The 24,668-nt window shown below is 72.4% G+C and carries 20 protein-coding genes; 16 read left to right on the top strand and 4 right to left on the bottom strand.

Annotated elements, in window-relative coordinates:
* Window positions 1–2: 2 nt before the first annotated feature.
* Window positions 3–2,321: a heterodisulfide reductase-related iron-sulfur binding cluster gene (locus ACQEVB_RS06620; protein ID WP_432966483.1), complete on the bottom strand. Its 2,319-nt coding sequence runs from the start codon at window positions 2,319–2,321 to the stop codon at window positions 3–5.
* 1,041 nt (window positions 2,322–3,362) lie between these two features.
* Here ACQEVB_RS06620 and ACQEVB_RS06625 point away from each other — a divergent pair.
* From ACQEVB_RS06625 to ACQEVB_RS06660, 8 genes are all read left to right on the top strand, one after another.
* Window positions 3,363–3,626: a hypothetical protein gene (locus tag ACQEVB_RS06625; RefSeq protein ID WP_432966485.1), complete on the top strand. Its 264-nt coding sequence runs from the start codon at window positions 3,363–3,365 to the stop codon at window positions 3,624–3,626.
* A 4-nt stretch (window positions 3,627–3,630) separates the two neighbouring features.
* Window positions 3,631–4,113, top strand: a complete 483-nt coding sequence (locus ACQEVB_RS06630; protein WP_432966487.1) for a hypothetical protein — start codon at window positions 3,631–3,633, stop codon at window positions 4,111–4,113.
* Window positions 4,100–7,051, top strand: coding sequence for an ATP-binding protein (locus ACQEVB_RS06635; protein ID WP_432966489.1), 2,952 nt, complete (start codon window positions 4,100–4,102; stop codon window positions 7,049–7,051). Before ACQEVB_RS06630 ends, ACQEVB_RS06635 begins: the two co-directional genes overlap by 14 nt.
* A complete protein-coding gene (locus tag ACQEVB_RS06640; protein ID WP_432966490.1) occupies window positions 7,051–8,922 on the top strand; it encodes a hypothetical protein in 1,872 nt (623 codons plus the stop codon). Before ACQEVB_RS06635 ends, ACQEVB_RS06640 begins: the two co-directional genes overlap by 1 nt.
* Window positions 8,922–9,518 (top strand): hypothetical protein, encoded by a 597-nt coding sequence (locus tag ACQEVB_RS06645; RefSeq protein WP_432966492.1) that lies wholly within the window; start codon window positions 8,922–8,924, stop codon window positions 9,516–9,518. The genes ACQEVB_RS06640 and ACQEVB_RS06645 overlap by 1 nt, the downstream gene beginning before the upstream one ends.
* Window position 9,519: 1 nt before the next feature.
* Window positions 9,520–10,524: a C40 family peptidase gene (locus tag ACQEVB_RS06650; protein WP_432966494.1), complete on the top strand. Its 1,005-nt coding sequence runs from the start codon at window positions 9,520–9,522 to the stop codon at window positions 10,522–10,524.
* Window positions 10,525–10,539: 15 nt separating this feature from the next.
* Window positions 10,540–11,136 carry a hypothetical protein gene (locus tag ACQEVB_RS06655; protein ID WP_432966496.1) on the top strand — a complete coding sequence of 199 codons (597 nt, stop codon included), beginning with the start codon at window positions 10,540–10,542 and terminating at the stop codon, window positions 11,134–11,136.
* 63 nt (window positions 11,137–11,199) lie between these two features.
* Window positions 11,200–11,628: a hypothetical protein gene (locus ACQEVB_RS06660; RefSeq protein WP_432966498.1), complete on the top strand. Its 429-nt coding sequence runs from the start codon at window positions 11,200–11,202 to the stop codon at window positions 11,626–11,628.
* On the opposite strand, the gene ACQEVB_RS06665 is transcribed toward ACQEVB_RS06660, so the two are convergent.
* Both ACQEVB_RS06665 and ACQEVB_RS06670 read right to left on the bottom strand, forming a co-directional pair.
* Window positions 11,623–12,393, bottom strand: a complete 771-nt coding sequence (locus ACQEVB_RS06665; protein WP_432966500.1) for an ESX secretion-associated protein EspG — start codon at window positions 12,391–12,393, stop codon at window positions 11,623–11,625. The two genes, ACQEVB_RS06660 and ACQEVB_RS06665, sit on opposite strands and share 6 nt — an antisense overlap.
* A complete protein-coding gene (locus ACQEVB_RS06670) occupies window positions 12,390–13,643 on the bottom strand; it encodes a hypothetical protein (RefSeq protein WP_432966502.1) in 1,254 nt (417 codons plus the stop codon). Before ACQEVB_RS06670 ends, ACQEVB_RS06665 begins: the two co-directional genes overlap by 4 nt.
* Window positions 13,644–13,881: 238 nt before the next feature.
* Here ACQEVB_RS06670 and dnaK point away from each other — a divergent pair, with 238 nt between their 5' ends.
* From dnaK to ACQEVB_RS06690, 4 genes are read left to right on the top strand one after another with little or no spacing between them, the layout of a single operon-like run.
* Complete coding sequence (gene dnaK, locus ACQEVB_RS06675) at window positions 13,882–15,738, top strand: molecular chaperone DnaK (RefSeq protein WP_432966504.1); 1,857 nt, start codon at window positions 13,882–13,884, stop codon at window positions 15,736–15,738.
* On the top strand, window positions 15,735–16,439 hold the full coding sequence (grpE, locus tag ACQEVB_RS06680) for a nucleotide exchange factor GrpE (protein ID WP_432966506.1): 705 nt from the start codon (window positions 15,735–15,737) through the stop codon (window positions 16,437–16,439). The genes dnaK and grpE overlap by 4 nt, the downstream gene beginning before the upstream one ends.
* A gap of 25 nt (window positions 16,440–16,464) precedes the next feature.
* Complete coding sequence (gene dnaJ / locus ACQEVB_RS06685) at window positions 16,465–17,634, top strand: molecular chaperone DnaJ (protein WP_432966508.1); 1,170 nt, start codon at window positions 16,465–16,467, stop codon at window positions 17,632–17,634.
* 52 nt (window positions 17,635–17,686) lie between these two features.
* The gene (locus ACQEVB_RS06690; RefSeq protein WP_432966510.1) at window positions 17,687–18,130 is read left to right on the top strand and encodes a heat shock protein transcriptional repressor HspR; all 444 of its coding nucleotides are present in this window, start codon (window positions 17,687–17,689) and stop codon (window positions 18,128–18,130) included.
* Between the two features lie 84 nt (window positions 18,131–18,214).
* On the opposite strand, the gene ACQEVB_RS06695 is transcribed toward ACQEVB_RS06690, so the two are convergent.
* Window positions 18,215–19,387, bottom strand: a complete 1,173-nt coding sequence (locus ACQEVB_RS06695) for a globin domain-containing protein (RefSeq protein ID WP_432966512.1) — start codon at window positions 19,385–19,387, stop codon at window positions 18,215–18,217.
* A gap of 408 nt (window positions 19,388–19,795) precedes the next feature.
* Between ACQEVB_RS06695 and clpB the strand changes: the two genes are divergently transcribed.
* From clpB to pyrE, 4 genes are all read left to right on the top strand, one after another.
* Complete coding sequence (gene clpB / locus ACQEVB_RS06700) at window positions 19,796–22,405, top strand: ATP-dependent chaperone ClpB (RefSeq protein ID WP_432966514.1); 2,610 nt, start codon at window positions 19,796–19,798, stop codon at window positions 22,403–22,405.
* Window positions 22,406–22,541: 136 nt separating this feature from the next.
* Window positions 22,542–23,198, top strand: a complete 657-nt coding sequence (locus tag ACQEVB_RS06705; protein ID WP_432966516.1) for a hypothetical protein — start codon at window positions 22,542–22,544, stop codon at window positions 23,196–23,198.
* A 69-nt stretch (window positions 23,199–23,267) separates the two neighbouring features.
* Window positions 23,268–24,044 (top strand): SDR family NAD(P)-dependent oxidoreductase, encoded by a 777-nt coding sequence (locus ACQEVB_RS06710; RefSeq protein WP_432966517.1) that lies wholly within the window; start codon window positions 23,268–23,270, stop codon window positions 24,042–24,044.
* The gene (gene pyrE / locus ACQEVB_RS06715) at window positions 24,041–24,610 is read left to right on the top strand and encodes an orotate phosphoribosyltransferase (RefSeq protein WP_432966519.1); all 570 of its coding nucleotides are present in this window, start codon (window positions 24,041–24,043) and stop codon (window positions 24,608–24,610) included. The genes ACQEVB_RS06710 and pyrE overlap by 4 nt, the downstream gene beginning before the upstream one ends.
* The last annotated feature ends 58 nt before the right edge of the window (window positions 24,611–24,668 follow it).

Genomic DNA, 24,668 nt, shown 5'->3' on the forward strand with positions numbered 1-24,668 from the left:
CGTCAGCTCCGCGCGTCCTGCTGCTCCTCGGCGTCGGGCTGCCCGGCGTCGGCCGCGGGCGCGGAGCCGTTGGTCCCGCGGTCCCCGCGCTTGACGGCCGCGAGGAGCAGCTGCGCCACGTCCTGCACCTGCACGTCCGCACCGGCGCCCTCGCCCTGCTTCTGGGTCAGCCCGTCGGTGATCATCGTGCGGCAGAACGGGCAGCCGACGGCGATGGTGCCGGACTCGCCACCACCGGCCTCGGCCAGCGTGTCGAGGGCCTCGGTCGTGCGAGTGACGTTGACCCGCTGACCGATCCGCTCCTCCATCCACATCCGCGCGCCACCGGCGCCGCAGCACATGGAGCGGTCGGCGTGGCGCGGCATCTCCGCGATCGACGCGGACGCGCCCAGCGTGGCCCCGACGAGCGCGCGCGGCTCCTCGTAGACCTCGTTGTGCCGGCCCAGGTAGCACGGGTCGTGGTAGGTGACCGGCGCCTGCTCGTCAGCGGACGGCGCGGCGACGGGCACGAGCTTCCCCTCCCGCACCAGCTTGTTCAGCAGCTGCGTGTGGTGGAACACCTCGTAGTGCCCGTCGAGCTGCGGGTACTCGCGGCCGAGCGTGTTGAGGCAGTGCGGGCAGGTCGTGACGATCTTGCGGGTACCCGGCTCGCGGCCGTCGAAGACCTCGTTCAGCATCTCGACGTTCTGCTGGGCGAGCATCTGGAAGAGGAACTCGTTGCCGGAGCGGCGCGCCGGGTCGCCGGTGCAGCCCTCCTCGTTGCCGAGCACGACGTAGTTGACGCCTGCGCGGTGCAGCAGCTCGGCCGTGGCCTGCACGGTCCGCTTCGCGCCGTCGTCGAACGCGCCGGCGCAGCCGATCCAGAACAGGTACTCGGTCTCCGGCTTGAGCTCGCCGTCGAAGACGGGCACCTCGAAGTCGAGCTTCTTGGTCCAGTCCATCCGCTCGCGGGCGTTCTGGCCCCACGGGTTGCCCTTGTTCTCCAGGTTCTTGAACAGCACACCGAGCTCGGACGGGAACTCCGACTCGATGAGCACCTGGTGGCGGCGCATGTCGACGATGTGGTCGACGTGCTCGATGTCGACGGGGCACTGCTCCACGCACGCGCCGCAGGTGGTGCACGACCACAGCACGTCCGGGTCGATGACGCCGCCCTGCTCGAGCGTGCCGACCAGGGGCCGGGCGGCCTGCTCGGGCCCGGACCCGCGGACGCGCTCGAAGCCCGACTCGGGCACGCCGTGGTGCGTGGTCGCGCCGTCCTTGAGACCCGCGCCGAGGTCGAGCGCGGAGAAGTCGATCGCGCCCTCCTCCGGCATGTCCTTCTGCTTGAGGATGTAGGGCGCCTTCGCCATCAGGTGATCGCGCAGGTCCATGATCACGAGCTTGGGCGAGAGCGGCTTGCCGGTGTTCCAGGCCGGGCACTGGCTCTGGCAACGCCCGCACTCGGTGCAGGTGGCCATGTCCAGCATGCCCTTCCAGGTGAAGTCCTCGATCTTGCCGCGACCGAAGACGTCGTCGTCGCCCGGATCCTCGAAGTCGATCGGCTTGCCGCCCGAGGTCATCACCGGCAGCGGGCCCAGCGCCTTGGGCAGCCGCTTGGCCGAGACGTTGATCGGCGCCGTGAAGATGTGCAGGTGCTTCGAGTAGGCGACGATCACCAGGAACACCAGCATCACGCCGATGTGCAGGATCAGCCCGATCGACTCGACCACCTCGAGCGCGCCGTGCGGGATGCCGGAGAACAGGTGCCCCAGCCCGATCGACGCCCACGCACCCGACTCGTAGGGGAAGGTGCCCAGCGCCGACGACGCAGCGCGGAAGAAGAACAGCGTCCACAGGACGTTGAAGATCATGAACAGGATCAGCCACGCCCCACCGGTGTGGCTGCCGTAGAACCGCGACGCGCGCTCCTTGCGCTCCGGCGCGTTGCGCACCCGGATGATCGCGAAGACCACCAGCGAGAGCAGGCAGAGCACGCCGATCGTGTCCTGCAGGAAGCCCAGCACCGACCAGTGCCCGATCAGCGGGATCGCGAAGTCCGGCGTGAACAGCGCGCCGTAGGCCTCGATGTAGACCGTCAGCAGGATGATGAACGCCCACATCGTGAAGAAGTGGGCGAGCCCCGGGACCGACCACTTCAACAGTTTGCGCTGGCCGAGCACCTCGACGAACTGGCGCTTGAGCCGCTCGCCGACCTGGTCCTTGCGCGCGTGGTCGGGCTGACCGGACGTGATCAGCGCGTAGAGCGTGTACGCGCGCCTGCTGACGAGCGCCAGCGTGAGCACCGTCAACCCCAGGCCGATGACCAGTCTGACAATCACGGAGCTTCCTCCCAGGACAGGTCGGCGTGTGGTGGTCCGCCGACCGGATTCGCAGCCTAGACCGCAGGCCACGGCAATTGCCTGATGAACGCGTCGGGCAGTTCCCGGTGAACCTACTCGCCGGTAACCCCGCGCACCACATGCAGCGCAGCCGCATCCCCGCGTGGCCGCGGACGTCGCCGGACGTACCGGCGCCCACCTGGGTATATCAGCCACCCCGACGCTCTCCGGACAGGCAGAGAGCTTGGCCACACCCACCGGGTAGCGCGGCCCGACGGGCGCAGCACCCGCCGACGATCACCTCATCGGGTGTCACCAGGGCCGATCAGCTCGCGACCGCGCCCGCATTGCACGTCCGGACCCCGGATCGTGGCCGAATTCCCCTTCGCTCGATACACCGAGCTATCGACCGGTGGGCCGATCGGGTGGTTGACCAGGCACTTCCGCCGATCCGCTCCGGATCGCGCCGTGGCGAGCTACCGTGCCTTTCGGATCGACCTCCACCACTGCGGCCACGATCGGACCGCGAGCGGTGGACGGCGGCGAATCAGCACGACCGGGCGCACCGCCGGCAACGAGCAGATCCGCCCACCCGATCGTGATCGGAGCACCGACCGTGGAGCGCAGTGCCGCGCAGCCGTCCTCTTCGGAACGAGCGTGCTGCCTGCGGATGCCCACTCGGCGAGGCGCGCAGGCTGCCGGTCCCGCCCGTCTGCTCCGATCTGCCCGGCGGCGCGCGGCGACGGCCACCGAATTCCCGGTCGGAGTTTACGACCGGCAATTGCGAAATGGATTTCGAAGATCACGATCAGGAATATCGAGGAGCACGAACGTGCAACGCGCCGATCCGATTTCCCCGTCGCGCTCGGGGATTGTCCGGTGCGCCGGGCCGCCGCTGTCTCCACCGCGGTCCCCGGGCTACAATTCGACGGCCACGACATGTCCGGGTCCGGTGTTGCGTGCGGGACGACCGCCGCAGCCACGGGCGGCGTGGTCGGCCACCGGGGGTGACCGGTGGCTGCAACGGAGTGAGGAGTCGTGATGGTCGGACCGCAGCAAGCACTCGTGCTGGCGGCGCAAGGGGTGAACTCCGGTCCTCTCCAGACCTGGATCCAGGACAACATCGTCCCGCTCGTCCTGCTCGCGATCGCGATCATCATCCTGTGGATCGGCGGTCGCGGCGACAACGCCGGCGTCGCCCGGCGCAGTGTCGGACTGGTGATCGGCCTGGTCGCGCTGGGCATCGCGGTGTCCGGCCGGGCCGCCGACGTCGGTTCGTTCCTCGCCGGTCTCATCACCGGGTGAGGTCGTGCTCGTCCGTACCGACGACGAGGTGTACCGCGTCGACTCCGTCTGGCTCGGCCCCCCGCGGGCCACGTTCCCCTGGCGCGCCCGCTACGTGAGCTACGGCGTCGGCCTGCTCGTCATGATCATGATCATGTTCCTGCAGCGCCGGCTCGGGATCGGGCTCGACTTCTTCTCGGTCGCGTGGGCGCTCGTGCTCACCATCGTGATCACCCGCTTCCTCGGCTCCCGCATCGACTACGAGCGCCCGCTCGGCCAGGTGCTCGCGCTGTTCCGGCACGAGGTCACCGGGCCGCGCGGCACCACCGCCGCCGCCGGCGGCCCGGTCCGGGCCGGTCACGTCCGCGTCACCGCACCGCGCGCCACCGCGCGCACCCGCGCCGCGGAGCGGCCGTCGGGTGGCCGCGTCGAATGGACCACTGCCGATCGCCCGGCGCGCAGCGCGCGGGCGAAGCGGCCGAAGGGACGTGCACGTGGCAAGAAGTAAGGCGGCACGCAGCAAGCCGGCCCGCGAAGCCCGCGGCCGGCGAGGGCGGGCACTGGCGGGCGAGAGCGGCCTGCCGACCTACACCCCCGACATCGCCCTGCGCGCGATCGACGGCCACATCACCCGCACGTCCACCCAGGTCATGGCGTGGTACCGGCTCGCGGCCCAGGCGTGGAGCTTCCGCAGCGACTCGCAGCGCGAGGTGCTGATCCGCCAGATCGCCGCCCAGCTGGGTGAGCTGCAGGGCCGCTGGCTGCACATCCGGGTCACCACCCGGCCCTACCCCGTGCACATGTGGGCGGAGTCGTTCGACAACAACGCGCTCGGTCGCATGCCCGACGTGGCCGGCGCGCTGGGCTGGGACGGGTTCCTCGAAGGCGAGCAGCGCCACCTCATGGGCCTGTCGATGTCGGACAAGGAGGTGTTCCTCGGCATCGAGGTGTCCGGGCGCAGCATGCTCGACCGCTGGGTCGACGCCGCCTCCCCGGTGCTGGGCAAGGTCGCCCCCAAGACGGTGAGCGCGGAGCTGTCGGCGCTGCGGTCCGAGGTCGCGCACGTCGACTCGCTCGTCGCGGGCAGCGGCCTCGACGCCGTGCCCGCCTCCGCCGACGACGTCGCGTGGCTGATGCACCGCTCCTGCGCGCTCGGCCTGCCGGCGCCGCGCACCATGTCGATCGTGCCCGGCGGAGGCGGCCGCTGGGAGTCGGAGGACCTCGCCGCGTTCACCGACGGCGTCGACCTCTCCCAGGAGCCGTACGCGTCCACCGTGCGGGTGGTGGGCCGGATCCGGTCGCAGACCATGTCCCGGCACGTCGCGGTGCTGTCCGTGGGCCTGATGGACGACCTGCGCATCCCCGAGGTCGACGACCCGTGGATGCAGCACTCCGACCGCCTGCCGTTCCCCGTGGAGTGGTCCGCGCGCATCTACGTGCGGCGCCCCGAGGAGGTGGCGGGCGAGCTGCAGCGCCAGATGGGCAAGGTGCGCAGCCAGATCCGGCACTACACCCACGACCACGACCTCGACCCGCCCGTCTCGCTGGCCCGGCAGGCCGACCGCGTGCTGGAGGTCGAGGACGAGCTCTCCAGCGGCCTCACCCAGCTCAACACCCGGCTCTACGGCTGGTGGCGCATCGCCGTGGCCGGCAAGGACGAGGCGGAGGCGGTGAGCCGCGCCCAGCAGGTGCTCGACCTGTACGCGCCGAAGGTGCGCATCGAGCACCCGGAGGCGCAGTACCGCTACGCGCGCGAGTTCATCCCCGGTGAGCCGCTGGCGTCCACCGCGTACCGGCGCCGCGGCTCGGTGACGTGGGCAGCCTCGGCCGTGCCGGCCGCCACCGCGTCGGTGGGCGACCGCCGCGGCATCATGATCGGCGAGACCTGCACGGCCACCCGCCGGCCCGTGGCCTGGGACCCGTGGCTGGCCCAGGAGGTGCGCCGGGCGTCCGGGCTCACCGCGATCGTCGGCGGCCTGGGTTCCGGCAAGTCGTTCCTCACCGGGCTGATCGTCTACAAGACCCTGCGTGCCGGTGCCCGCTGGACCCTGCTCGACCCGTCCGGCCCGCTGGCCGCGCTCACCCGGCTGCCCGAGCTGGCCCCGTTCTCCCGGCACATCAACCTGCTGCGCGCCGACCCCGGCATCCTCAACCCGTACCGGGTGGTCGCGGAGCCGCGACCGGAGCACTTCCTCGACGAGGAGGACCCCGAGCGGGCATGGCGGCGCGAGCGGTCGCTGGCCGGAGCCACCCGGCGCCGGCTCGTGCTCGACGTGCTCACCGGCCTGCTCCCGTTCGAGGTGGCGCGCCTGCCGCACAGCCGGATCGTGCTGCTCCGCGCCGTTCGCGAGGTGGGTGGTGGCGCCGACCGGCATCCCGGCCAGGTCATCGACGTGCTGCGCCGGCACGCCCGCGAGGGCGAGGAGCACGCCGGCATCGTCGCCGACTTCCTCGACGAGCGCCGCGAGCTGCCGCAGGCCGCGCTGCTGTTCCCCGAGACCGATCGCGAGGACCCCTGGGCGGGCGACCGCGACTTCCGGCTGACCGTACTCACCATGCAGGGCATGACGCTGCCGCGGCCGGGCAGCCCGCGCGAGGAGTGGACCGACAACGAGGCGCTCGCCGTCGAGCTGCTCAACCTCGCGTCCTGGCTGACCCAGCGCACGATCTACGAGTCCGACCGCAACCTGCGCAAGGGCGTGGCCCTGGACGAGACGCACTTCCTCTCGCAGGTGCCCACCGGCAAGGTGCTCATCGACCGGCTGGCCCGCGACTCGCGCAAGTTCAACGTCCGGGCGCTCTTCGCTTCCCAGCTCGCCGGCGACCTCCTGCGCGTCTCCGGGTTCGCGTCGCTGGTCAACGCCGTGTTCGTCGGCCGCACCGACGACACGGAGGCCCAGGAGGAGGCGCTGCGGCTGCTCAAGGTGCCCACCGGCGTGGGCTACGAGCAGATGCTCGGCACGCTCTCCCCGCGGCCGCGGCACGACGACCGGCCCGACGACACCCCGCGCCAGTTCGTCTTCGCCGACGGCCACGGCGGCGTGGAGAAGATCCGCATCGACCTGGAGGCGCCGCACCTCGAGCACGTCCGCGAGGCCCTCGACACCAACCCCGACGCCAGTCGCGTCTCCTCGCGCGGCACGCCGTCGGCCGCGGTCCGCGCGCCCGACGAGCCGGCTCCCCGCGCCGTCCGGCCCGTCGTCGCGCAGCAGGTGCCGGCACGGCTCGTCGAGCTGGCCGACGACGACCCGGACGGCATCGACGAGTTCGCCGACCTCGACGATCCCGACGGCCTGCTCAGCCGCGCGTCCGCGCCGAACGGCCGGCACCGCACGCTGCCCGACCTGCAGGTCGGCGAGGACCTCGCCCTCGACGACGACCTCGACGAGCTGGACATCGACGGCGAGTTCGATCCCACCGGACGGGCCGACGAGGCCGTGCGCTGATGCCCGGATCGGTCTGGCTGCTGGTGCTGGGGGTGCTCGCTGCCGCCGTCCTGGTCGACGCGCGCCGCCGGCGCCGCGAGCGCGGCGTCGACCGACCCCGCCGGCGGCACGCCCTCGTCCTGGTGATCGCCATCGTCTGCGGCTCGGCGCTCATCGGGAGCCCGGCCATGGCGCAGCCGCTGAACTGCAAGGAGTCGCCGGAGCCGGACCGGCCGGGCACCGGCCTCGTCGGCTCGCTGGACCCCACCCGGTCGTCGGGGGGCATCGAGGGCAGCGTCTACCGGGAGACCGGCTACGCGGGCCTGATCTGGCACAACTACGACCTCGGCTGTGCCGGTGCCGCCGTGTTCAACCCGGCGAGCACCACCGACACTTGGTTGGGCAACCAGGTCTTCAACGTCTCGAAGTTCACCGTCGGCGGCGTGAACTGGTCGCACTACCTGATCGCCGAGGGCGGCGAGATCCTCGCCCCGCTGGACAACCTGATCGTCTCCGGCGTCACGGCGATGTACGAGTCGGTGTTCACGCCGTGGATCGGCGCCGCGCTGGCCGTCCTCGCTGCATTCGTGCTCGTCCTGACGGTGCGCGGCGACCTCGCGCAGCAGACCCGCCGGATGCTGTTCGCGATCATCGCGCTGGCCGTGGGATCGGCGGCGTACCTGTCACCCGTCGGGCTCTCCAAGATCGCCGACCAGTTCCTGCTCGACGGCGTCACGAAGATGCAGGAGGGCTTCCTCGCGCAGACCGGGCTCGGCAACACCGACACGTTGCCCACCGTGCTGGTGGACCAGGTGCTCTACCAGAACTGGCTGCGCGGCGAGTTCGGCGCGCCGGACGTGCCGCAGGCCCAGCAGCTGGGCCGCGACCTGCTGCGCGCGCAGGCGTTCACGATCGACGAGATCGACCAGCACCAGGACACCCCCGAGCTCGTCGCGAAGAAGAAGGCCGACTTCGCGACCATCGCCGGGCAGATGGGCGACCGCTACCCCTACTTCCAGGGCAAGGCCGGCAGCCGCATCGGCGCCGGGGTCCTGTCGTTCATCCAGGCCGTCTGCATCGCGGTCTTCCAGCTCATGTCGAAGCTGCTTGTGCTGGTCGCGATGCTGCTGATCCGGTTGCTGGTGATCGCCGCCCCGGCCATCGCGGTCGTGGCGATCCTCAAGCCGGACATCATGCCGGCGCTCCTGCGCGTGGGCGGCGCGGCTGTCGTCAACACGCTCATCGTGGGCGCCATGGCCGGGTTGCACGCGCTCGTCGTCGTGTCACTCTTCCGGCCGGGCTCTGGCATCGACCTGTGGCTGGCCATGCTGGTCACGGGCGTGGTGACCGTGGTGCTGTGGGCGGTCGCGCGCCCGTTCCGCCGGTTGGTGTCGATGGTGTCGCTCACCCGTGACCAGTTCGGCGGGATCGTGCCGGCGGCCGGCGAGGGCCCGATGTCGCGGGTGTGGCAGCGGTTCCGCGGCGCTCCGGCCGACGACCGCCAATCCCGCTGGTGGGACGAGCGCCGCGCGGCCGGCGAGACCGCCGGCGGCTACGGCGGCCTGCGCCCGGAGACGGAGTCGCCGGCCCGCGTCCGGGCCACGGCCACGCGCGTCACGCCGCGGGCCGCGGAGGTGGCGCCGGCCGCTGTGCCGCCGCTCGTGCCGGCGGCCCGGCGACCCGCCCTGCCGTCCGGTGGCGGGTCGGGCGCGCGCAGCACCACCTCGCCCAGCTGGGACGAGCCCAGCGGCATCGACGACCACACCATCTACCGCCGGCCCGACGCCCTGCCCATGCGGCCCGGCGGCGTGCGCGCCGTCGACGCCGAGCTGGTCGACGGCGTGCCCGTCTACCGGATCTACCGCCCGCGCTCGTCGCAGGTCCTGCGCTGATGCCGATCAGGACCCCGCACGGGCGGGCGGCGGCGTACCGCGCGATCTGGCAGTGGCCCCTGCGTTCGCCGGGCCGGCTGGCGGTGACGGCGGTCGTCGCGGCCGCGATCGTGGCGGGGGTGTCGTTCGGGATCGGGGCGCTGCAGCCGGAGCGCTCGGGGCCCATGACCGGCCCCCGGGCAACTCCAACGGCGCGCGCCGTGCCACCCGGCCAGACCCCGCTCACTCCGGCGCCGACGGCGCTGCCTCCGGTGGCCCCGCTGACGCCCACCGAGCTGCCCGTCTCGGCCGCCCCACCGGCCGCCGTGGAGCTGGCGCAGCGCTGGACCCGTGCCTGGGTCCGGCCGCCGCAGGGCACCACGGCCCAGCAGTGGCTGGACGGCCTGCGCCCGATGACCACGCCCGAGTACCTGGGCGTGCTGTCGAGCGTCGACCCGTCCAACATCCCGGCGACGCGGGTCACCGGCTCGGCCCACGCCGTGTCGGTGTCCCCGCAGTCGGTGCGCGTCCAGGTGCCGACCGACGCGTTGACGCTGGTCGTGGTCGTCGTCGACGACGCGGGAACGTGGCGGGTCGCCGACTACGACGAGGCCTGACATGCGCAGCCTCCGGCCGTTGCGGCTGCTCGTTCCCCTCGTCGCGATCCTCGCGGCGCTGGCGCTGTTCCTCGGCATCGGGTACGCCGTGTTCACCGCGAGCCTGGGCGCCGGGGGCGGGGGCGGCGGGTTCGGCTACTGCGACGTCGGGTCGGCCGGCGGTGGTGGCGCGACCGTCACGGCGGCGCAGCTGAGCGACGAGCAGCGGCAGAACGCCACGACGATCCTCGGCGTCGTCAAGCAGAAGGGGCTGCCGCCGCGCGCCGGACTCGTCGCGCTGGCGACGGCGATGCAGGAGTCGACGCTCAAGAACCTGAACTACGGCGACCGCGACTCGCTCGGCCTGTTCCAGCAGCGCCCGTCACAGGGTTGGGGTTCGCCCGCGCAGGTCACGGACCCTGTCTACGCCACGACGATCTTCCTGGACCGGCTGCTGCAGGTGCCGGGCTGGGAGACGATGCCGGTCACGGTGGCCGCGCAGACCGTGCAGCGCTCCGCGTTCCCCAACGCGTACGCCAAGTGGGAGCCGCTGGCCGCCGAGCTGGTGGCGCAGATCGGCGCCGTGGCCGCGGTCGCGCCGAACGCGGGTTGCGCTCCCGCCGTGCTCGCCGAAGGCGTGGCTGGGGCGGCCATCCAGTTCGCGCTCGGCGAGGTCGGCAAGCCGTACGTGTGGGGCGCGACCGGGCCGAACACCTACGACTGCTCCGGCCTCATGATGGCCGCCTTCCGCGCCGCCGGGATCACGCTGCCGCGGGTGTCGCGCCAGCAGTTCCTCGCGGGCGGGCACGTGCCCGTCCGCCAGGCCCAGCCCGGTGACCTGCTGTTCTACGCGTACGACCCGACCGACCCGGACACCATCCACCACGTGATGCTGTACATGGGCAACGACCAGATGGTCGAGGCGCCGTACAGCGGCGAGAACGTGCGGGTGCAGCCGGTGAACTGGAACTACCGCCAGCTCGTCCCGCTGGCGACGCGGCCCGGCACGACGGCGAACACGGCCTGACCGATCGGATCGCTGATGAAGCGCTGGTTCGTGCTGCTCTCCTGCGCTGCCGTGGTGACGTGCAGCGGCTGCAGTGCACCGATCGCCGGCAGCCCGGTCGCCGAGCGCGGCACGACATCGACGAGCCAGACCGCCGCCCTGGCCGACCCCGAGGGCCGGTTCTACACCGCTCCGGTTCCGTCCGGCCTGGTCGACGCCACGAAGCTGGTGCGCTGGAGCGAAGGCAAGCACGCGGTGCTGACGCCGAGGGCCAGCCCCCAGGACGCGCAGAACTACATCACCATCAGGCTCGACCCGGTCCTCAAGGGCGATCTCGCGGCCATCGAGCGGCAGCTCGCGCACCCGCAGGTGATCATGAAGGACGCGCCGCCCATGCGGTACGCGCGGAAGGCCGTCGACGGCCGCGAGTCGATCGTCCAGGACATCGGCCCGGCGGCGGCTCCGAAGGACCCGCGGGTGATGGTGACGCAGCGCGTCTTCTACATCCCGAGCAAGACGGGTCAGGGACCGCCGGTCACCGTCGCGTGCCGCTGGACCGACGCCGACAAGGCCCTCGCCGAGGCCGTCGAGAGCGGCTGCGGAACGTTGATCGATCGGATCCGGCTGAAGTAGGGCGGCCCGTCCCGACGGCGTAGGGTCGCGGGGGTTCGATCCCGGCCCTCACTGGAGCCCGCAATGCCCCCCGAACCACCCACCCCGGCCTCCACGACCCCGCTGCAGGACTACCTCGACCGTCCGGCGCCCGGCGCCATCCCCGGGTACGTGGTGGTGCCGCGGTCGCTCGCCCAGTCGATGCCGCTGCGCTGGCAGCAGGTGTTCGTCGGGCTCCTCGCCGACCTGCACGACGCGTACGGCGACCTGCCGTGGCCGGAGTACAACGTGATCCCCAGCCGCTGGGAGCTGCTCACCGACCTCGACGAGGACCAGCTCGCCCAGGCCGGGTTCCACGCCGACCTCGGGCCGGACGGCGAGCTGGAGTTCCGCGACCGGGCCGAGAACCTCGTGCCCGACCCGGGCAGCCACCGCGTGCTCGCCGCCGTCACCGACCCGCTGCCGAGCGTCGACGCCGGACGGGTGCCACCGCGGCCCGCGCCTCCGCTATGAGGTGAGGAGATCGGTCAGCTCGCGGCGCAGGTCGGCGCGGGTGGCCGGACCGACCGTCACCGTCGGCACGCCCCGCTCGCTGCGCCGGACCTGGCGGAACCGGCCCTGCGGGGTGGCGTGGAACCCGATCACGTACGGCGCACGGCGGGTCCGCGTGCCGTCGCCCGTGCCCAGGGTGGCGCCGAACTGGCCGCGCATCCGCACGTCCCGGCACATCCCCCACAGCAGCGCGGCATCGGTCTCCGACACCCCGCCGTCGGTGAGCTCCTCGACGAACCGGTACGAGCCGGGGTCGGCCGCCCGCCGCGCAGCGTCCAGCACGGCGGCCGGCAGCCGCACGTCCCGACCGGGCCCCGGGACGCCGGTGCCGGGCAGGTCCAGCAGCACGTCGACGGCGTCGTCGGCCGGCACGTCGAGCAGCGCGATCTCGCGGCCGTGCCGCACCGCCACCGTGGCCCGCTCGCCGCGCACCGCCGCGACCGCGGAAACCAGCGACTCGGCCACGTAGCGCACGTCGGCCGACCACCGCGGCCACGCCAACCGCTCCAGGTGCTCCTCCAGCACCGGGCCGAGGCGCCGGCCGAACGCCAGCCCGCGGGCCGCCAACCCGTCGATCGCCTCCGTGATCACCGCGGTGCGCTCGGCGTCGGTGAGGCCGCTGCGCGGCGGATCCAGCTGCCACGGGGTCTCACCGAGCCGCAGCAGCTCCCAGCACACCTCGAACTCGCTCGTCGTGACGACCTTCGCCGCCGACCACTCGATCATCCGGCGTCCTCCGCCTCGGCCCCGATCACGCCGTCGACGTGCGGCGGGAGAGCGACGTCGAACGCCTCCGACGTCGGAGTCCAGAACTTGGTGCGGCGCGTCGACGAGCCACCACCACCGGCCCCCATGCCCATCATCGGCGGCGGCATGCCCGACCCGGCCGCTCGACCGGCCGCGGTCGTCGGCGCCACCGGCTGACCGGGTCTAGCCGGAGCCGGCGCCGGCTCGGCCACCACCGGCAGCTTCGACCCGAACTGCCGGCCGTCCGGGACCGGGCCCGCGGCCGGTGCCCGTCCGCCGATCACGCCGTTGGTCACGTTGCTGGTGGAACCGTTCGTGAGACCCGGGATCCCGGACGGCGGTGGCACGGTGAGCGGTGCCGAGCGCCGGCCGTTCGGCGTCGGCGACGGACCGAGCGGCCCGAGCGGGGCGATCGGGCTCGGCGTGACCCGAGCGGGTCCTGCCGGCGCGCCGGTCGACGTCGGCGGTGGGACCGCCGACCGGGCACCGTTGCCGGTGTTCGCCGGACCTGCGGTGACCGGGCCCGGACCGCCGGCGTCGATCGGCGCCGCGCCGGGTGGCCGCGAGCCGGTCGGCACCGGCCCGGCGGGCATCCCCGCGCCGGGCGCGACGGGTGCCGGTCCGGCGCCGGCGCCGGTCGGGGCGCCACCGGGTGACGGCACCGACTGCGGGGCCGTGCCCGCGGGCGGCGCACCGGGGGTCAGGGTGGGGAACCCGTCGACGAGCTCGCGCGTGCGCTGCTCGTGGGCGCGCAGCGCGGCGTTGGCGGCAGCGTCGGCCGTGCGGTTCTGCTGCGCGGGGCCGAACTGGTCGGTCTGCACCGAGAACGGGTCGCCGGGCACCGGGGCGCCGGCAGTCGGGGTCGGCTGCCACGCTGCGTTCGGGTCCTCGAAGTGGACCTTGCGGCGCATCTCCTCGAACGACACGCCGTAGTCGCTGACGGCCGCGTGCCCGTCGTCGTTCGCCTGCCGCGCCGCCGTCGTGCGCTGGGAGGCGTTCCGCAACGAGCCCTGCGCGGCATCGGCGGCCTGCCCCGTCCACGCCGCGCCCAAGGCCTCGATGTTCGCGGTGAGGCGGGCGTGCGAGCGCTGGAACGTGTTCGCGATCAGCTGCAGCTTGGCCGGCAGCGGATCCCCTTCGCCGCCCGGGGCGGCGGCCAGCCAGGCCGCCTTCTGCTTCAGGTCGACGTTCTCGTAGTTGTAGTGGCCGATGCCCTTCATCTCCGCCAACGTCGGCTCCCCCCTCGATCCAGACCCACTTCGCGCAGCGTAGGAGCCACGGCCGGCCCGTGTGGGCGGTTCGGGAGAACCCGCGGGAACAACCTCGGACGGCCGCTCGTTGGACGGTTCGAACAAGTTGAGCGATCCCGGCTCAAGCCCACTTGCGGCGATCACCGGGGCTCGTGGCAAACTTGAGCGCAGTCAACGCAAGCACGCTCCAGCGTCAACCATCACGGAGGCAACAACCATGGCTCGTGCGGTCGGTATCGACCTCGGAACCACCAACTCCGTCGTCGCCGTCCTCGAAGGTGGCGAGCCGACGGTCATCGCGAACTCCGAGGGTTCGCGCACCACCCCCTCTGTCGTGGCGTTCGCGCGCAACGGCGAGGTGCTCGTCGGGCAGTCGGCGAAGAACCAGGCCGTCACCAACGTCGACCGGACGATCCGGTCGGTGAAGCGGCACATCGGCACCAACTGGTCCACCGACGACATCGACGGCAAGAAGTACTCGCCGCAGGAGATCAGCGCGCGCGTGCTGCAGAAGCTGAAGCGCGACGCCGAGTCGTACCTGGGCGAGGAGGTCACCGACGCGGTGATCACCGTCCCCGCCTACTTCGAGGACGCGCAGCGCCAGGCCACCAAGGAGGCCGGCCAGATCGCGGGCCTCAACGTGCTCCGCATCGTCAACGAGCCGACCGCCGCAGCGCTGGCCTACGGCCTCGACAAGGGCGAGAAGGAGCAGACCATCCTGGTCTTCGACCTGGGTGGCGGCACGTTCGACGTCTCGCTGCTGGAGATCGGTGAGGGCGTCGTCGAGGTCAAGGCGACCAACGGCGACAACCACCTGGGCGGCGACGACTGGGACGAGCGGGTCATCACCTGGCTCGTCGACAAGTTCAAGAGCAGCCACGGCATCGACCTCACCAAGGACAAGATGGCGATGCAGCGGCTGCGCGAGGCCGCCGAGAAGGCGAAGATCGAGCTGTCCTCGCAGAACAGCGCCACGATCAACCTGCCGTACATCACGGTGGACGCCGACAAGAACCCGCTGTTCCTCGACGAGACGCTGTCGCGCGCCGAGTTCCAGCGCATCACCTCCGACCTGCTCGACCGCACCCGTGCGCCGTTCAACCAGGTCGTGAAGGACGCCGGCATCTCCGTCGGCAAGATCGACCACGTGGTGCTCGTGGGTGGTTCCACCCGCATGCCCGCCGTCACCGAGCTCGTCAAGGAGCTGACCGGCGGCAAGGAGCCCAACAAGGGCGTCAACCCGGACGAGGTCGTCGCTGTCGGCGCCGCACTGCAGGCCGGCGTGCTCCGCGGTGAGGTCAAGGACGTCCTGCTCCTCGACGTCACCCCGCTGTCCCTCGGCATCGAGACCAAGGGCGGCGTGATGACCAAGCTCATCGAGCGCAACACCACGATCCCCACCAAGCGGTCGGAGATCTTCACGACGGCCGACGACAACCAGCCGTCCGTGCAGATCCAGGTGTTCCAGGGCGAGCGCGAGATCGCGTCCTACAACAAGCGGCTGGGCATGTTCGAGCTGACCGGTCTGCCGCCGGCCCCGCGCGGGGTCCCGCAGATCGAAGTCTCCTTCGACATCGACGCCAACGGCATCGTGAACGTCTCGGCGAAGGACATGGGCACCGGCAAGAGCCAGGCCATGACCATCACCGGCGGCTCGGCCCTGTCCAAGGACGAGATCGACCGCATGATGCGCGAGGCCGAGCAGCACGCCGAGGAGGACAAGAAGCGCCGCGAGGAGGCCGAGGTCCGCAACCAGGCCGAGTCGCTCGTCTACCAGACGGAGAAGTTCGTCAAGGAGAACGACGAGAAGCTCCCGGCCGACGTCAAGGACGGCGTGAACGCCGCGCTCGGTGAGGCGCAGTCGGCACTGAAGGGCACCGACACCGAGGCGATCAAGGCCGCCATGGAGAAGCTCGCCACGGAGTCCCAGAAGATGGGCACCGCGCTCTACCAGCAGCCGGGCGCCGAGGGTGCCGCTCCTGGTGCGGACGCCGGCGCCGCCGGGTCCGCGCAGGACCAGGGCGACGACGTGGTCGACGCCGAGATCGTGGACGAGGAGAAGGACAAGAAGTGAGTGACCACGACCGCAACGAGCGCGCCGGCAACGGCGAGGCCGAGCGGGTCGTGGTTCGGGACCGGCGCCGGATCGACCCGGTGACCGGCCAGGTGCGGACCCCGCCCGCCGCCGACGAGGCGGCGGCGGGGGCTGACCCGACCCACCCCGCCGACTCCGCAAGCTCCGCCGGCTTCCATCCCCCGGGGCCAGGTGCAACGCCCGAACCCGCAGGCCCGTCGGTCGCCGAGGCCGAGCTGGCCGCGCAGGTGGCCGAGCGCACCGCCGACCTGCAGCGCATCACCGCCGAGTACGCCAACTACCGCCGCCGGGTCGACCGCGACCGGGAGGCCGTGCTCACCTCCGCGCGCGTCCAGTTCGTGGGCGACCTGCTCACCGTGCTGGACGACCTGGAGCGGGCCGAGGCCCACGGCGACCTGACGGGCGCGTTCAAGTCCGTCGGTGACAAGGTCGTGTCCGTGGTGCAGAAGCTCGGGCTGGAGGCGTTCGGGCACGAGGGCGAGCCGTTCGACCCGTCCGTGCACGAGGCCGTCCAGCACGAGCCGAGCGACGCGACCGGGCCCACTACCACGGTGGTGGTGTCGGTGCTGCGCCGCGGCTACCGGATCGCCGACCGGGTGCTGCGTCCCGCGATGGTCACGGTCACCGACCGGGCCGAGAACGGCACGTCCGAGCCTGCGCCCGAGCCGGAGCAGGGCTGACCACGACGAGCAGAGAGGAGGCGGCATGACCCAGCGCGACTGGATCGAGAAGGACTTCTACAAGGAGCTGGGTGTCTCCTCGAGCGCGTCCGCCGAGGAGATCAAGAAGGCGTACCGGAAGCTCGCCCGCGAGCTGCACCCGGACGCCAACCCCGGCGACGCCAAGGCCGAGGCCCGCTTCAAGGCGGTCTCCGAGGCGTACGGCGTGCTGTCGGACGACAAGAAGCGCAAGGAGTACGACGAGGCGCGTGCCCTGTTCGGCAGCGGGGGCTTCCGCGGCGGCTTCCCGGGAGGGGGCGCGCAGGGCGGGAGCTTCGACCTCAACGACCTGTTCGCCCGCGGGGCGGCCGGCGGAGGCGGCGGGCTCGGCGACCTGTTCGGCGGCCTCTTCGGGGGCGGCGCGACCAGGCCCGGCCCCACCGCGCCGCGCTCGCAGCGCGGGGCCGACGTCGAGAGCGAGCTGACCATCGACTTCGGCGACGCCGTGCGCGGCGCCGAGGTGCCCATCCGGCTCTCGTCGCCGGGCCGCTGCGAACGCTGCGGCGGCACGGGGTCGCGGCCGGGCAGCATGCCGCGCACGTGCCCCACCTGCAACGGGGTCGGGCTGGTCAGCCGCAGCCAGGGTGCGTTCGCGTTCTCCGAGCCGTGCACCGACTGCCGGGGCACCGGGCGGATCATCGACGACCCGTGCCCCGAGTGCGGCGGCGACGGCGTCAGCACCCGCATCCGGTCGCTGACCGTGCGGGTGCCCGCCGGCGTGGCCGACGGGCAGAAGGTGCGGCTGAAGGGCCAGGGCGAGCCTGGGCGGGGCGGGGCACCGGCCGGTGACCTGTACGTCACCGTGCACGTCACCCCGCACCGGCTGTTCGGCCGCTCGGCGAAGAACTCCGACGACCTGACGCTCACCGTGCCCGTGACGTTCCCGGAGCTCGCTCAGGGCGCCACGGTCACCGTGCCGACGCTGGACTCCACGGTCACCCTGCGGATCCCGCCGGGCACCGCCAGCGGGCGCACGTTCCGGGTGCGCGGCCGCGGCGTCACCAAGCGCAACGGCACCTCGGGCGACCTGCTGGTCACCGTCGAGGTGGCGGTGCCGCAGCGGCTCGACGCCCCGGCGACGGAGGCGCTGGCGGCCTTCGCCGAGGCCACGAAGGACTTCGACCCCCGCGCCGACCTGCTCGGAGGTGCGCGATGAGTGGCCGGAGAGGGGCACGACCCTGCCGTAAAGGAGCGGAGGCGAAGTCACCATGACGGACGATCCGTCGCTGCCGCCCGGCGCGGGCGTCGACAGTCCGATCTTCGTCATCTCGATCGCCGCGCAGCTGTCCGGCATGCACGCCCAGACGCTGCGCAGCTACGACCGGCTGGGGCTCGTGCGCCCCGGCCGGTCGGCCGGCGGCGGGCGCCGGTACTCCGCCCGCGACATCGCGCTGCTGCGCGAGGTGCAGCGCCTCTCCCAGGAGGAGGGCGTCAACCTCGCCGGCATCAAGCGCATCATCGAGCTGGAACAGCTGGTCGACGAGCTGAAGGCGAAGGTCGACGAGCTGGCCAAGGAGGTGCTGGCCGCCCGTGCGGCGGCCGACCAGGCCGCGGCATCGGTGCACGCCTCCTACCGGCGCGACCTCGTGCCGGTGGAGCGCAACCAGGCGCTGGTCGTCTGGCGCCCGCCGAAGCGGCCACCTCGCGGCTGAGCCGAGCCCCGCGCCACCTCACACAGCCCGCGGCCGCTTCACACAGCGTCCAACCTGTGTGCGGTGGCCTTTCGCTGTGTGACCTCAGTCCATCGTGAACGGGTCGTACCGGATGCGGTCGAGGGGCGTGCCCGCCACCAGCATCCGCGACACCGTGGCCCGGATCATCGCCGGGGAGCCGCACACGATCGCGTCGTGGTCGGCCCACGAGCCGTACCGGGTGACGACGTCGGCGAGGGTGCCCACCTCGGCGCCGGTCTCTGCGCCGTCGCGCTCCACGACCGGGATCACGTCGAGCCAGGTGTTGTCGTAGGAGAGCTTGCGCAGGGCGGGGAAGTCGTACAGGTCGTCCCACGTGCGGCCGCCCACGAAGACCTGGGTGCGCGGCGGATCGTCGCGGCGGGCGAGGCCCTCCAGCAGCGACTTGATCGGGGCCGCCCCCGTGCCGCCCGCGACCATCAGCACCTCCCGCTCGGACCCGGGGTCGACACCGAGCCGGCCCATCGCCGGGCCGATCCGCCACGTGTCGCCGACGCGGGAGTGCGCGACGATCGCGCGGCTGACCCAGCCGCCGTTGACCGCGCGGACGTGGAACGTGAGGCTGCCGTCCTCGCGGGGGGCGTTGGCGGGTGACAGGTAGCGCCACAGCCGGGGCCGCTGCGGGGTCTCGACCGAGACGTACTGGCCCGCGCGGAAGGGCAGGGGTTCGCTCGTCTGCAGCGTGATCCGGGCGAGGTCCCAGCCGAGCCGCTCGTGCTCGACGACCCGGCCGAGCCACGACGCCGGCCCGCGCTCGGCCGCGGCGGCCACACTCATCGCGCTCGCGACGGTGTCGTAGGCCTCCCGCCAGGACTTCTCGACCTCGACGGTCCACGCGTCACCGGCGAACGCGCCGATCGCGGACAGCAGGGCGAACCCGACGGCGTCGTAGTGCTCGGTGAGCACGCCGAACTTGCGGTGGTCGCGGCCCAGCTGTTCGAGGAAGGGCATCAGGTCGCCCGGGTTGTCGACCATGTGCACGACGTGCACCAGCGCCCGGAGCAGGCGGCTGCGCTGCACCTCCATGTTGACCGGGAACAGCTCCCTGGTCTGCGGGGCGTGCGCGAACAGCGTGGCGTAGAAGTGCCGGGCCACGTCCTCCGACTGCGGCTCGACGAGCGCCCAGCTGGTGCGGATGGCCGCGACCGTCGCGGATTCCTCCCGGTGCGGCTCACCCACCGACGCCAGGTCGGCGGTGAGCAACTGTTCCGCGGTCATGGCCGGCCGACTTCCTTCTCTCGGGGCCCGCTGGGTGTGCGGGAGCACCTTCGGGGACGGTGCTTCGACGTGCCAGAGTAGCGCGAGGTCAACTCCTGAGGGTGACCTCGACGTTGCCGGAACCGCACAGCGCCCGGTCGTCGACGGCCAGTAGATCCTCGATGCCCCACTCGTCGGCCGAACGGGCCAGTTCGTTACCGCTGATCGCAGTACGAGGAACCGAGTTCCGGCCCAACGCCCGCTCCGCGTCGAGAACGAACTTGTGGTGATCAACAGGGCCTGTTGATCACCACAAGGTCGTTCTCGACGGATTCAGGGTTGATGGGAACAGGCTCAACTTTTCTGACGTTGTTCGTAGCGACGGGCACGATGGTGCCCACGCAGACGCAACGCAGGAGGAAGTGAGGGATGGACTCCTTCAACCCCACCACGAAGACCCAGCAGGCCATCTCGGCTGCCGTCCAGGCCGCGTCGCTCGCCGGGAACCCCGACGTCGGGCCGACGCACCTGCTGGGCGCACTGCTGGCGCAGGGCGACGGCATCGCGGCTCCGCTGCTCGCGGCCGTCGGCGCCGACGCCGCCGCGGTGCGCGCCGAGCTGACCCAGCTGGGCAACCGCCTGCCGTCCGCGTCCGGATCCACGGTCAGCGCGCCCCAGCTCTCCCGGCCGGCGCTCGGCGCGATCAACGCCGCGCAGCAGCTCGCCACGGAGATGGGCGACGAGTACGTGTCCACCGAGCACCTGCTGGTCGGGCTGGCGCAGGCGGGCGGCCCGGTGGCGGACCTGCTGACCCGCCACGGGGCCACGCCCGACGCGCTGCGGGAGGCCTTCGCGAAGGTGCGCGGCAGCTCGCGCGTGACGAGCCCCGACCCGGAGGGCACCTACCAGGCACTGGAGAAGTACGGCGTCGACCTCACCGAGCGCGCCCGCAACGGCGAGCTGGACCCGGTGATCGGGCGCGACCAGGAGATCCGGCGCGTCGTGCAGGTGCTGTCGCGGCGCACCAAGAACAACCCGGTGCTGATCGGCGAGCCCGGCGTCGGCAAGACGGCGATCGTCGAGGGGCTCGCGCAGCGCGTCGTGGCCGGTGACGTGCCCGAGTCGCTGCGGAACAAGAAGGTGGTCTCGCTCGACCTCGGCTCCATGGTCGCCGGCGCGAAGTACCGCGGCGAGTTCGAGGAGCGGCTCAAGGCCGTCCTGAAGGAGATCACCGAGTCGGCCGGGCAGATCATCACGTTCATCGACGAGCTGCACACGATCGTCGGGGCCGGCGCGACCGGCGAGGGTGCCATGGACGCCGGCAACATGATCAAGCCGATGCTGGCCCGCGGCGAGCTGCGGCTGGTCGGTGCCACCACGCTCGACGAGTACCGGCAGCGCATCGAGAAGGACCCCGCGCTGGAGCGCCGCTTCCAGCAGGTCTACGTCGGCGAACCGTCCGTCGAGGACACGGTCGGCATCCTGCGCGGGCTCAAGGAGCGCTACGAGGTGCACCACGGCGTGCGGATCACCGACGCCGCCCTCGTCGCCGCCGCCACGCTCTCCGACCGGTACATCACCGCCCGCTTCCTGCCCGACAAGGCCATCGACCTCGTCGACGAGGCCGCGTCCCGGCTCCGCATGGAGATCGACTCCCGGCCCGTCGAGATCGACACCGTGGAGCGCGCGGTGCGTCGCCTCGAGATCGAGGAGATGGCACTGGCGAAGGAGTCCGACGCCGCTTCCGCCGACCGGCTCGCCGCCCTGCGCGAGGAGCTGGCCGAGAAGCGCGAGGAGCTGACCGCGCTCACCGCGCGCTGGCAGAACGAGAAGGGCGCCATCGAGGCCACCCGTGAGCTCGCGGCCCAGCTGGAGCAGCTGCGCGGCGAGTACGAGCGGGCCGACCGCGACGGCGACCTCGGCAAGGCGTCCGAGCTGCTCTACGGGCGCATCCCCGAGGTCGAGAAGAAGCTCGCCGAGGCCACGGCCGTCACCCCGTCCGAGGACGTGATGCTCAAGGAGGAGGTCGGCCCCGACGACGTCGCCGACGTCGTCTCCGCGTGGACCGGCGTGCCCGCCGGGCGCATGCTCGAAGGCGAGACCGCCAAGCTCCTGCGCATGGAGGACGAGCTGGGCAAGCGCGTCGTCGGGCAGGTCGAGGCCGTGCGCGCCGTCTCCGACGCGGTGCGCCGGGCCCGGTCCGGCATCGCCGACGAGAACCGGCCCACCGGCTCGTTCCTCTTCCTCGGCCCGACGGGCGTGGGCAAGACCGAGCTGGCCAAGGCGCTCGCCGAGTTCCTGTTCGACGACGAGCGCGCCATGGTGCGCATCGACATGAGCGAGTACTCCGAGAAGCACTCGGTGGCCCGCCTCGTCGGCGCCCCGCCCGGCTACGTCGGCTACGACCAGGGCGGGCAGCTCACCGAGGCCGTGCGGCGCCGCCCGTACACGGTGGTGCTGTTCGACGAGGTCGAGAAGGCGCACCCGGACGTGTTCGACACGCTGCTGCAGGTGCTCGACGACGGCCGGCTCACCGACGGTCAGGGCCGCACCGTGGACTTCCGCAACACCATCCTGGTGCTGACGTCCAACCTGGGCAGCCAGGCCATCGCCGATCCGGGGCTCGACGACAAGGGCCGCAAGGAGGCCGTCATGGCCATCGTGCAGCGGCACTTCAAGCCGGAGTTCCTCAACCGGCTCGACGACGTCGTGGTCTTCCACGCGCTGTCGACCGAGGAGCTCACCCACATCGTCGACATCCAGCTCGACTCGCTGCGCACGCGGCTCGCCAAGCGGCGGCTCACCCTCGAGGTCAGCGACCCGGCCCGCGAGTGGCTGGCGCTCAACGGGTTCGACCCCGTCTACGGGGCGCGGCCGCTGCGCCGGCTCGTCCAGTCCGCGATCGGCGACCAGCTGGCCAAGCAGCTGCTCGCCGGCGACGTCCGCGAGGGCGACACGGTGCGCGTCGACCTGGACCCGACGGCGGACGGCGGCCTGGGCGGTCTGGTGGTGGGCCGAGGCCTCCCCGTCACGGTCTGAGACCGCTGGAGTCGGGTCAACAGGGCCACCTTCAGGACCGATCCGGTCCTGAAGGTGGCCTCGCTGTCATTCCGGCCGGCCGCTGTGCGCGTGTGCTGCACGGGCAACGCGCTCACCGGGACTACCCTCCGTGCTCGTGGGGCTCACTCCGACCGTGTGGTTCGTCATCGCCGTGATCGCGATCGTGATCGGCGCCGCGCTGCTGTTCGCGGACCGGTCCCGGGGCGGTGGGGGCGCCGGCGCCAAGGACCGCCGCAAGTGGGCGGCGATGCGCGGCTGGGAGTACCTCGACACCGATCCGGTGCTGCCGAGCCGGTGGCGCTACGGCACCATCCACCAGGGCGGACCCGGCGTGGCCCGCAACCTGATCTCCGGTGACGTGCCCACCCCGGACGGCCCGCGGCAGGCGTACGTGTTCGACCACGAGCAGGCCGGCCGGCTCAACTCGATCCTCGCCGCCGTGCAGGTGCAGGCCCAGCTCCCGGCCGCGGTCGAGCTGCGGCTGCCGTCCGCTCCCCTGCCCGACGACGCCGGGCTCGACCTGCTCGAGCCGGTCGGTGAGCGCTACGCGTTCGTGTCCGACCCGGATGCGGTCCGCCCGCTGCTCACCCGCCGGCTGGCCGAGGCCAGCGACGCCATCGGCGAGGACGTCGAGCTGCTGTGGGCCGAGGAGGCCTGGGTGCTGGCCACCGCGCCGCTCGGGTCCAGCGCCGACCGGGTGCAGGACCTCCTCGCCGACCTCGCCGAGGTGGCGACGGCCCTGGAGCAGGGCCTCGGGGCGAAGCACGGCTAGTCATCCCCGCTGGACGCGTATCCGGGCGCGGCGAGGCGAGCTTGACGCCCGGCACGTAGGGTCGGCGCCGTGCCGACTGCGTTGATCACCGGGGCCACGGCCGGGATCGGGGCCGCGTTCGCGCGCCGCCTCGCCGCCGACGGCCGCGACCTCGTCCTCGTCGCCCGAGACAAGGAACGCCTCGAAGCCGCCGCGACGGCCGCCCGGCGGGCCGGGGTGTCGGCGGAGGTGCTCGTCGCGGACCTGACGCGCTCGGCCGACCTGGACCGGGTGGCCGCTCGCGTGGCCGACCCCGACGTCGCCCCGGTCGACCTGCTGATCAACAACGCCGGCATGACCGTCGGATCGTCGCTGCTCGAGTGCACGCCGGCGGATCTGGCCCGCCAGCTCGACCTCAACGTCGGCGCGGTGCTGCAGCTGACCCGCGCGGCACTGCCCGGCATGGTCGGCCGCGGCCGCGGTGGCGTGATCAACGTGTCGAGCGTGGCCGGCTTCCTCGCCGGCCGCGGCACCACGTACGGCGCCGACAAGGCGTGGGTCATCTCCTTCACCGAGGGCGTGGCCGGCGCCATGGAGGGGACGGGCGTGCGGGCGATGGCGCTCTGCCCCGGCTTCGTGCGCACCGAGTTCCACGAGCGTGCCGGCCTCGACATGGGCGCCCGCACCGGGCCCCTGTGGCTCGACGCCGACCGCGTGGTCGACGACGCGCTGGCCGACCTGGCCCGCGGCCGCGTCGTGTCGGTGCCGTCGGTGCAGTACAAGGCGATCGTCGCCGCCGTCGACGTGCTGCCGCGGATGGTGGTGCGCCGGCTGATGGCGCTGGGGGACCGGGGGAACCGCACGTGAACATCGACACCGAACGCGAACAGCTCGCCACGCTCGTCCGCGAGCTGGGCGTGGTGCACGGCAAGGTCACGCTCTCGTCCGGCGCGGAGGCCGACTACTACGTCGACCTGCGCCGGGTCACCCTGCACCACCAGGCGGCTCCGCTGGTGGGACGGCTCCTGCGCGAGCTGACCCGGGACTGGACGTACGCGGCCGTCGGCGGGCTGACCCTCGGCGCCGACCCGGTCGCCGACGCCGTCCTGCACGCGACGGTGGCCGAGCGGATCGTCGACCCGACGATCGCGCCGGTCGACGCGTTCGTGGTGCGGAAGTCGGCGAAGCAGCACGGTCTGCAGCGCCGCGTGGAAGGCCCGGACATCGCCGGTCGCTCCGTGCTCGTCGTCGAGGACACGTCCACCACGGGCAGTTCGGTGCTGGAGGCGCTGACGGCTGTGCGTGAGGCCGGCGCCACGGTCGTGGGCGTCGCCGTCGTCGTGGACCGGGAGACCGGGGCCAAGGAGACCATCGAGGCCGAGGGCGTGCCGTACCGAGCCCTGCTGGGTCTGGCAGATCTTGGCCTTGCGTGATCATCTATCCGTTTTGTCCGTTTCTCGGGTGAATACGGAAACAGTGCCGCAACCGTTC

It is taken from the genome of Pseudonocardia sp. CA-107938 (assembly GCF_050936315.1).
Taxonomy (GTDB): Bacteria; Actinomycetota; Actinomycetes; order Mycobacteriales; family Pseudonocardiaceae; genus Pseudonocardia.

Bases quoted from the DNA above. Each gene is read 5' to 3' on its own strand.
- ACQEVB_RS06625 (WP_432966485.1), top strand. From the start codon at position 3,363: ATGGTCGGACCGCAGCAAGCACTCGTGCTGGCGGCGCAAGGGGTGAAC.
- ACQEVB_RS06640 (WP_432966490.1), top strand. From the start codon at position 7,051: ATGCCCGGATCGGTCTGGCTGCTGGTGCTGGGGGTGCTCGCTGCCGCC.
- ACQEVB_RS06645 (WP_432966492.1), top strand. From the start codon at position 8,922: ATGCCGATCAGGACCCCGCACGGGCGGGCGGCGGCGTACCGCGCGATC.
- ACQEVB_RS06650 (WP_432966494.1), top strand. From the start codon at position 9,520: ATGCGCAGCCTCCGGCCGTTGCGGCTGCTCGTTCCCCTCGTCGCGATC.
- ACQEVB_RS06655 (WP_432966496.1), top strand. From the start codon at position 10,540: ATGAAGCGCTGGTTCGTGCTGCTCTCCTGCGCTGCCGTGGTGACGTGC.
- ACQEVB_RS06660 (WP_432966498.1), top strand. From the start codon at position 11,200: ATGCCCCCCGAACCACCCACCCCGGCCTCCACGACCCCGCTGCAGGAC.
- ACQEVB_RS06665 (WP_432966500.1), bottom strand. From the start codon at position 12,393: ATGATCGAGTGGTCGGCGGCGAAGGTCGTCACGACGAGCGAGTTCGAG.
- dnaK (WP_432966504.1), top strand. From the start codon at position 13,882: ATGGCTCGTGCGGTCGGTATCGACCTCGGAACCACCAACTCCGTCGTC.
- dnaJ (WP_432966508.1), top strand. From the start codon at position 16,465: ATGACCCAGCGCGACTGGATCGAGAAGGACTTCTACAAGGAGCTGGGT.
- ACQEVB_RS06690 (WP_432966510.1), top strand. From the start codon at position 17,687: ATGACGGACGATCCGTCGCTGCCGCCCGGCGCGGGCGTCGACAGTCCG.
- ACQEVB_RS06695 (WP_432966512.1), bottom strand. From the start codon at position 19,387: ATGACCGCGGAACAGTTGCTCACCGCCGACCTGGCGTCGGTGGGTGAG.
- clpB (WP_432966514.1), top strand. From the start codon at position 19,796: ATGGACTCCTTCAACCCCACCACGAAGACCCAGCAGGCCATCTCGGCT.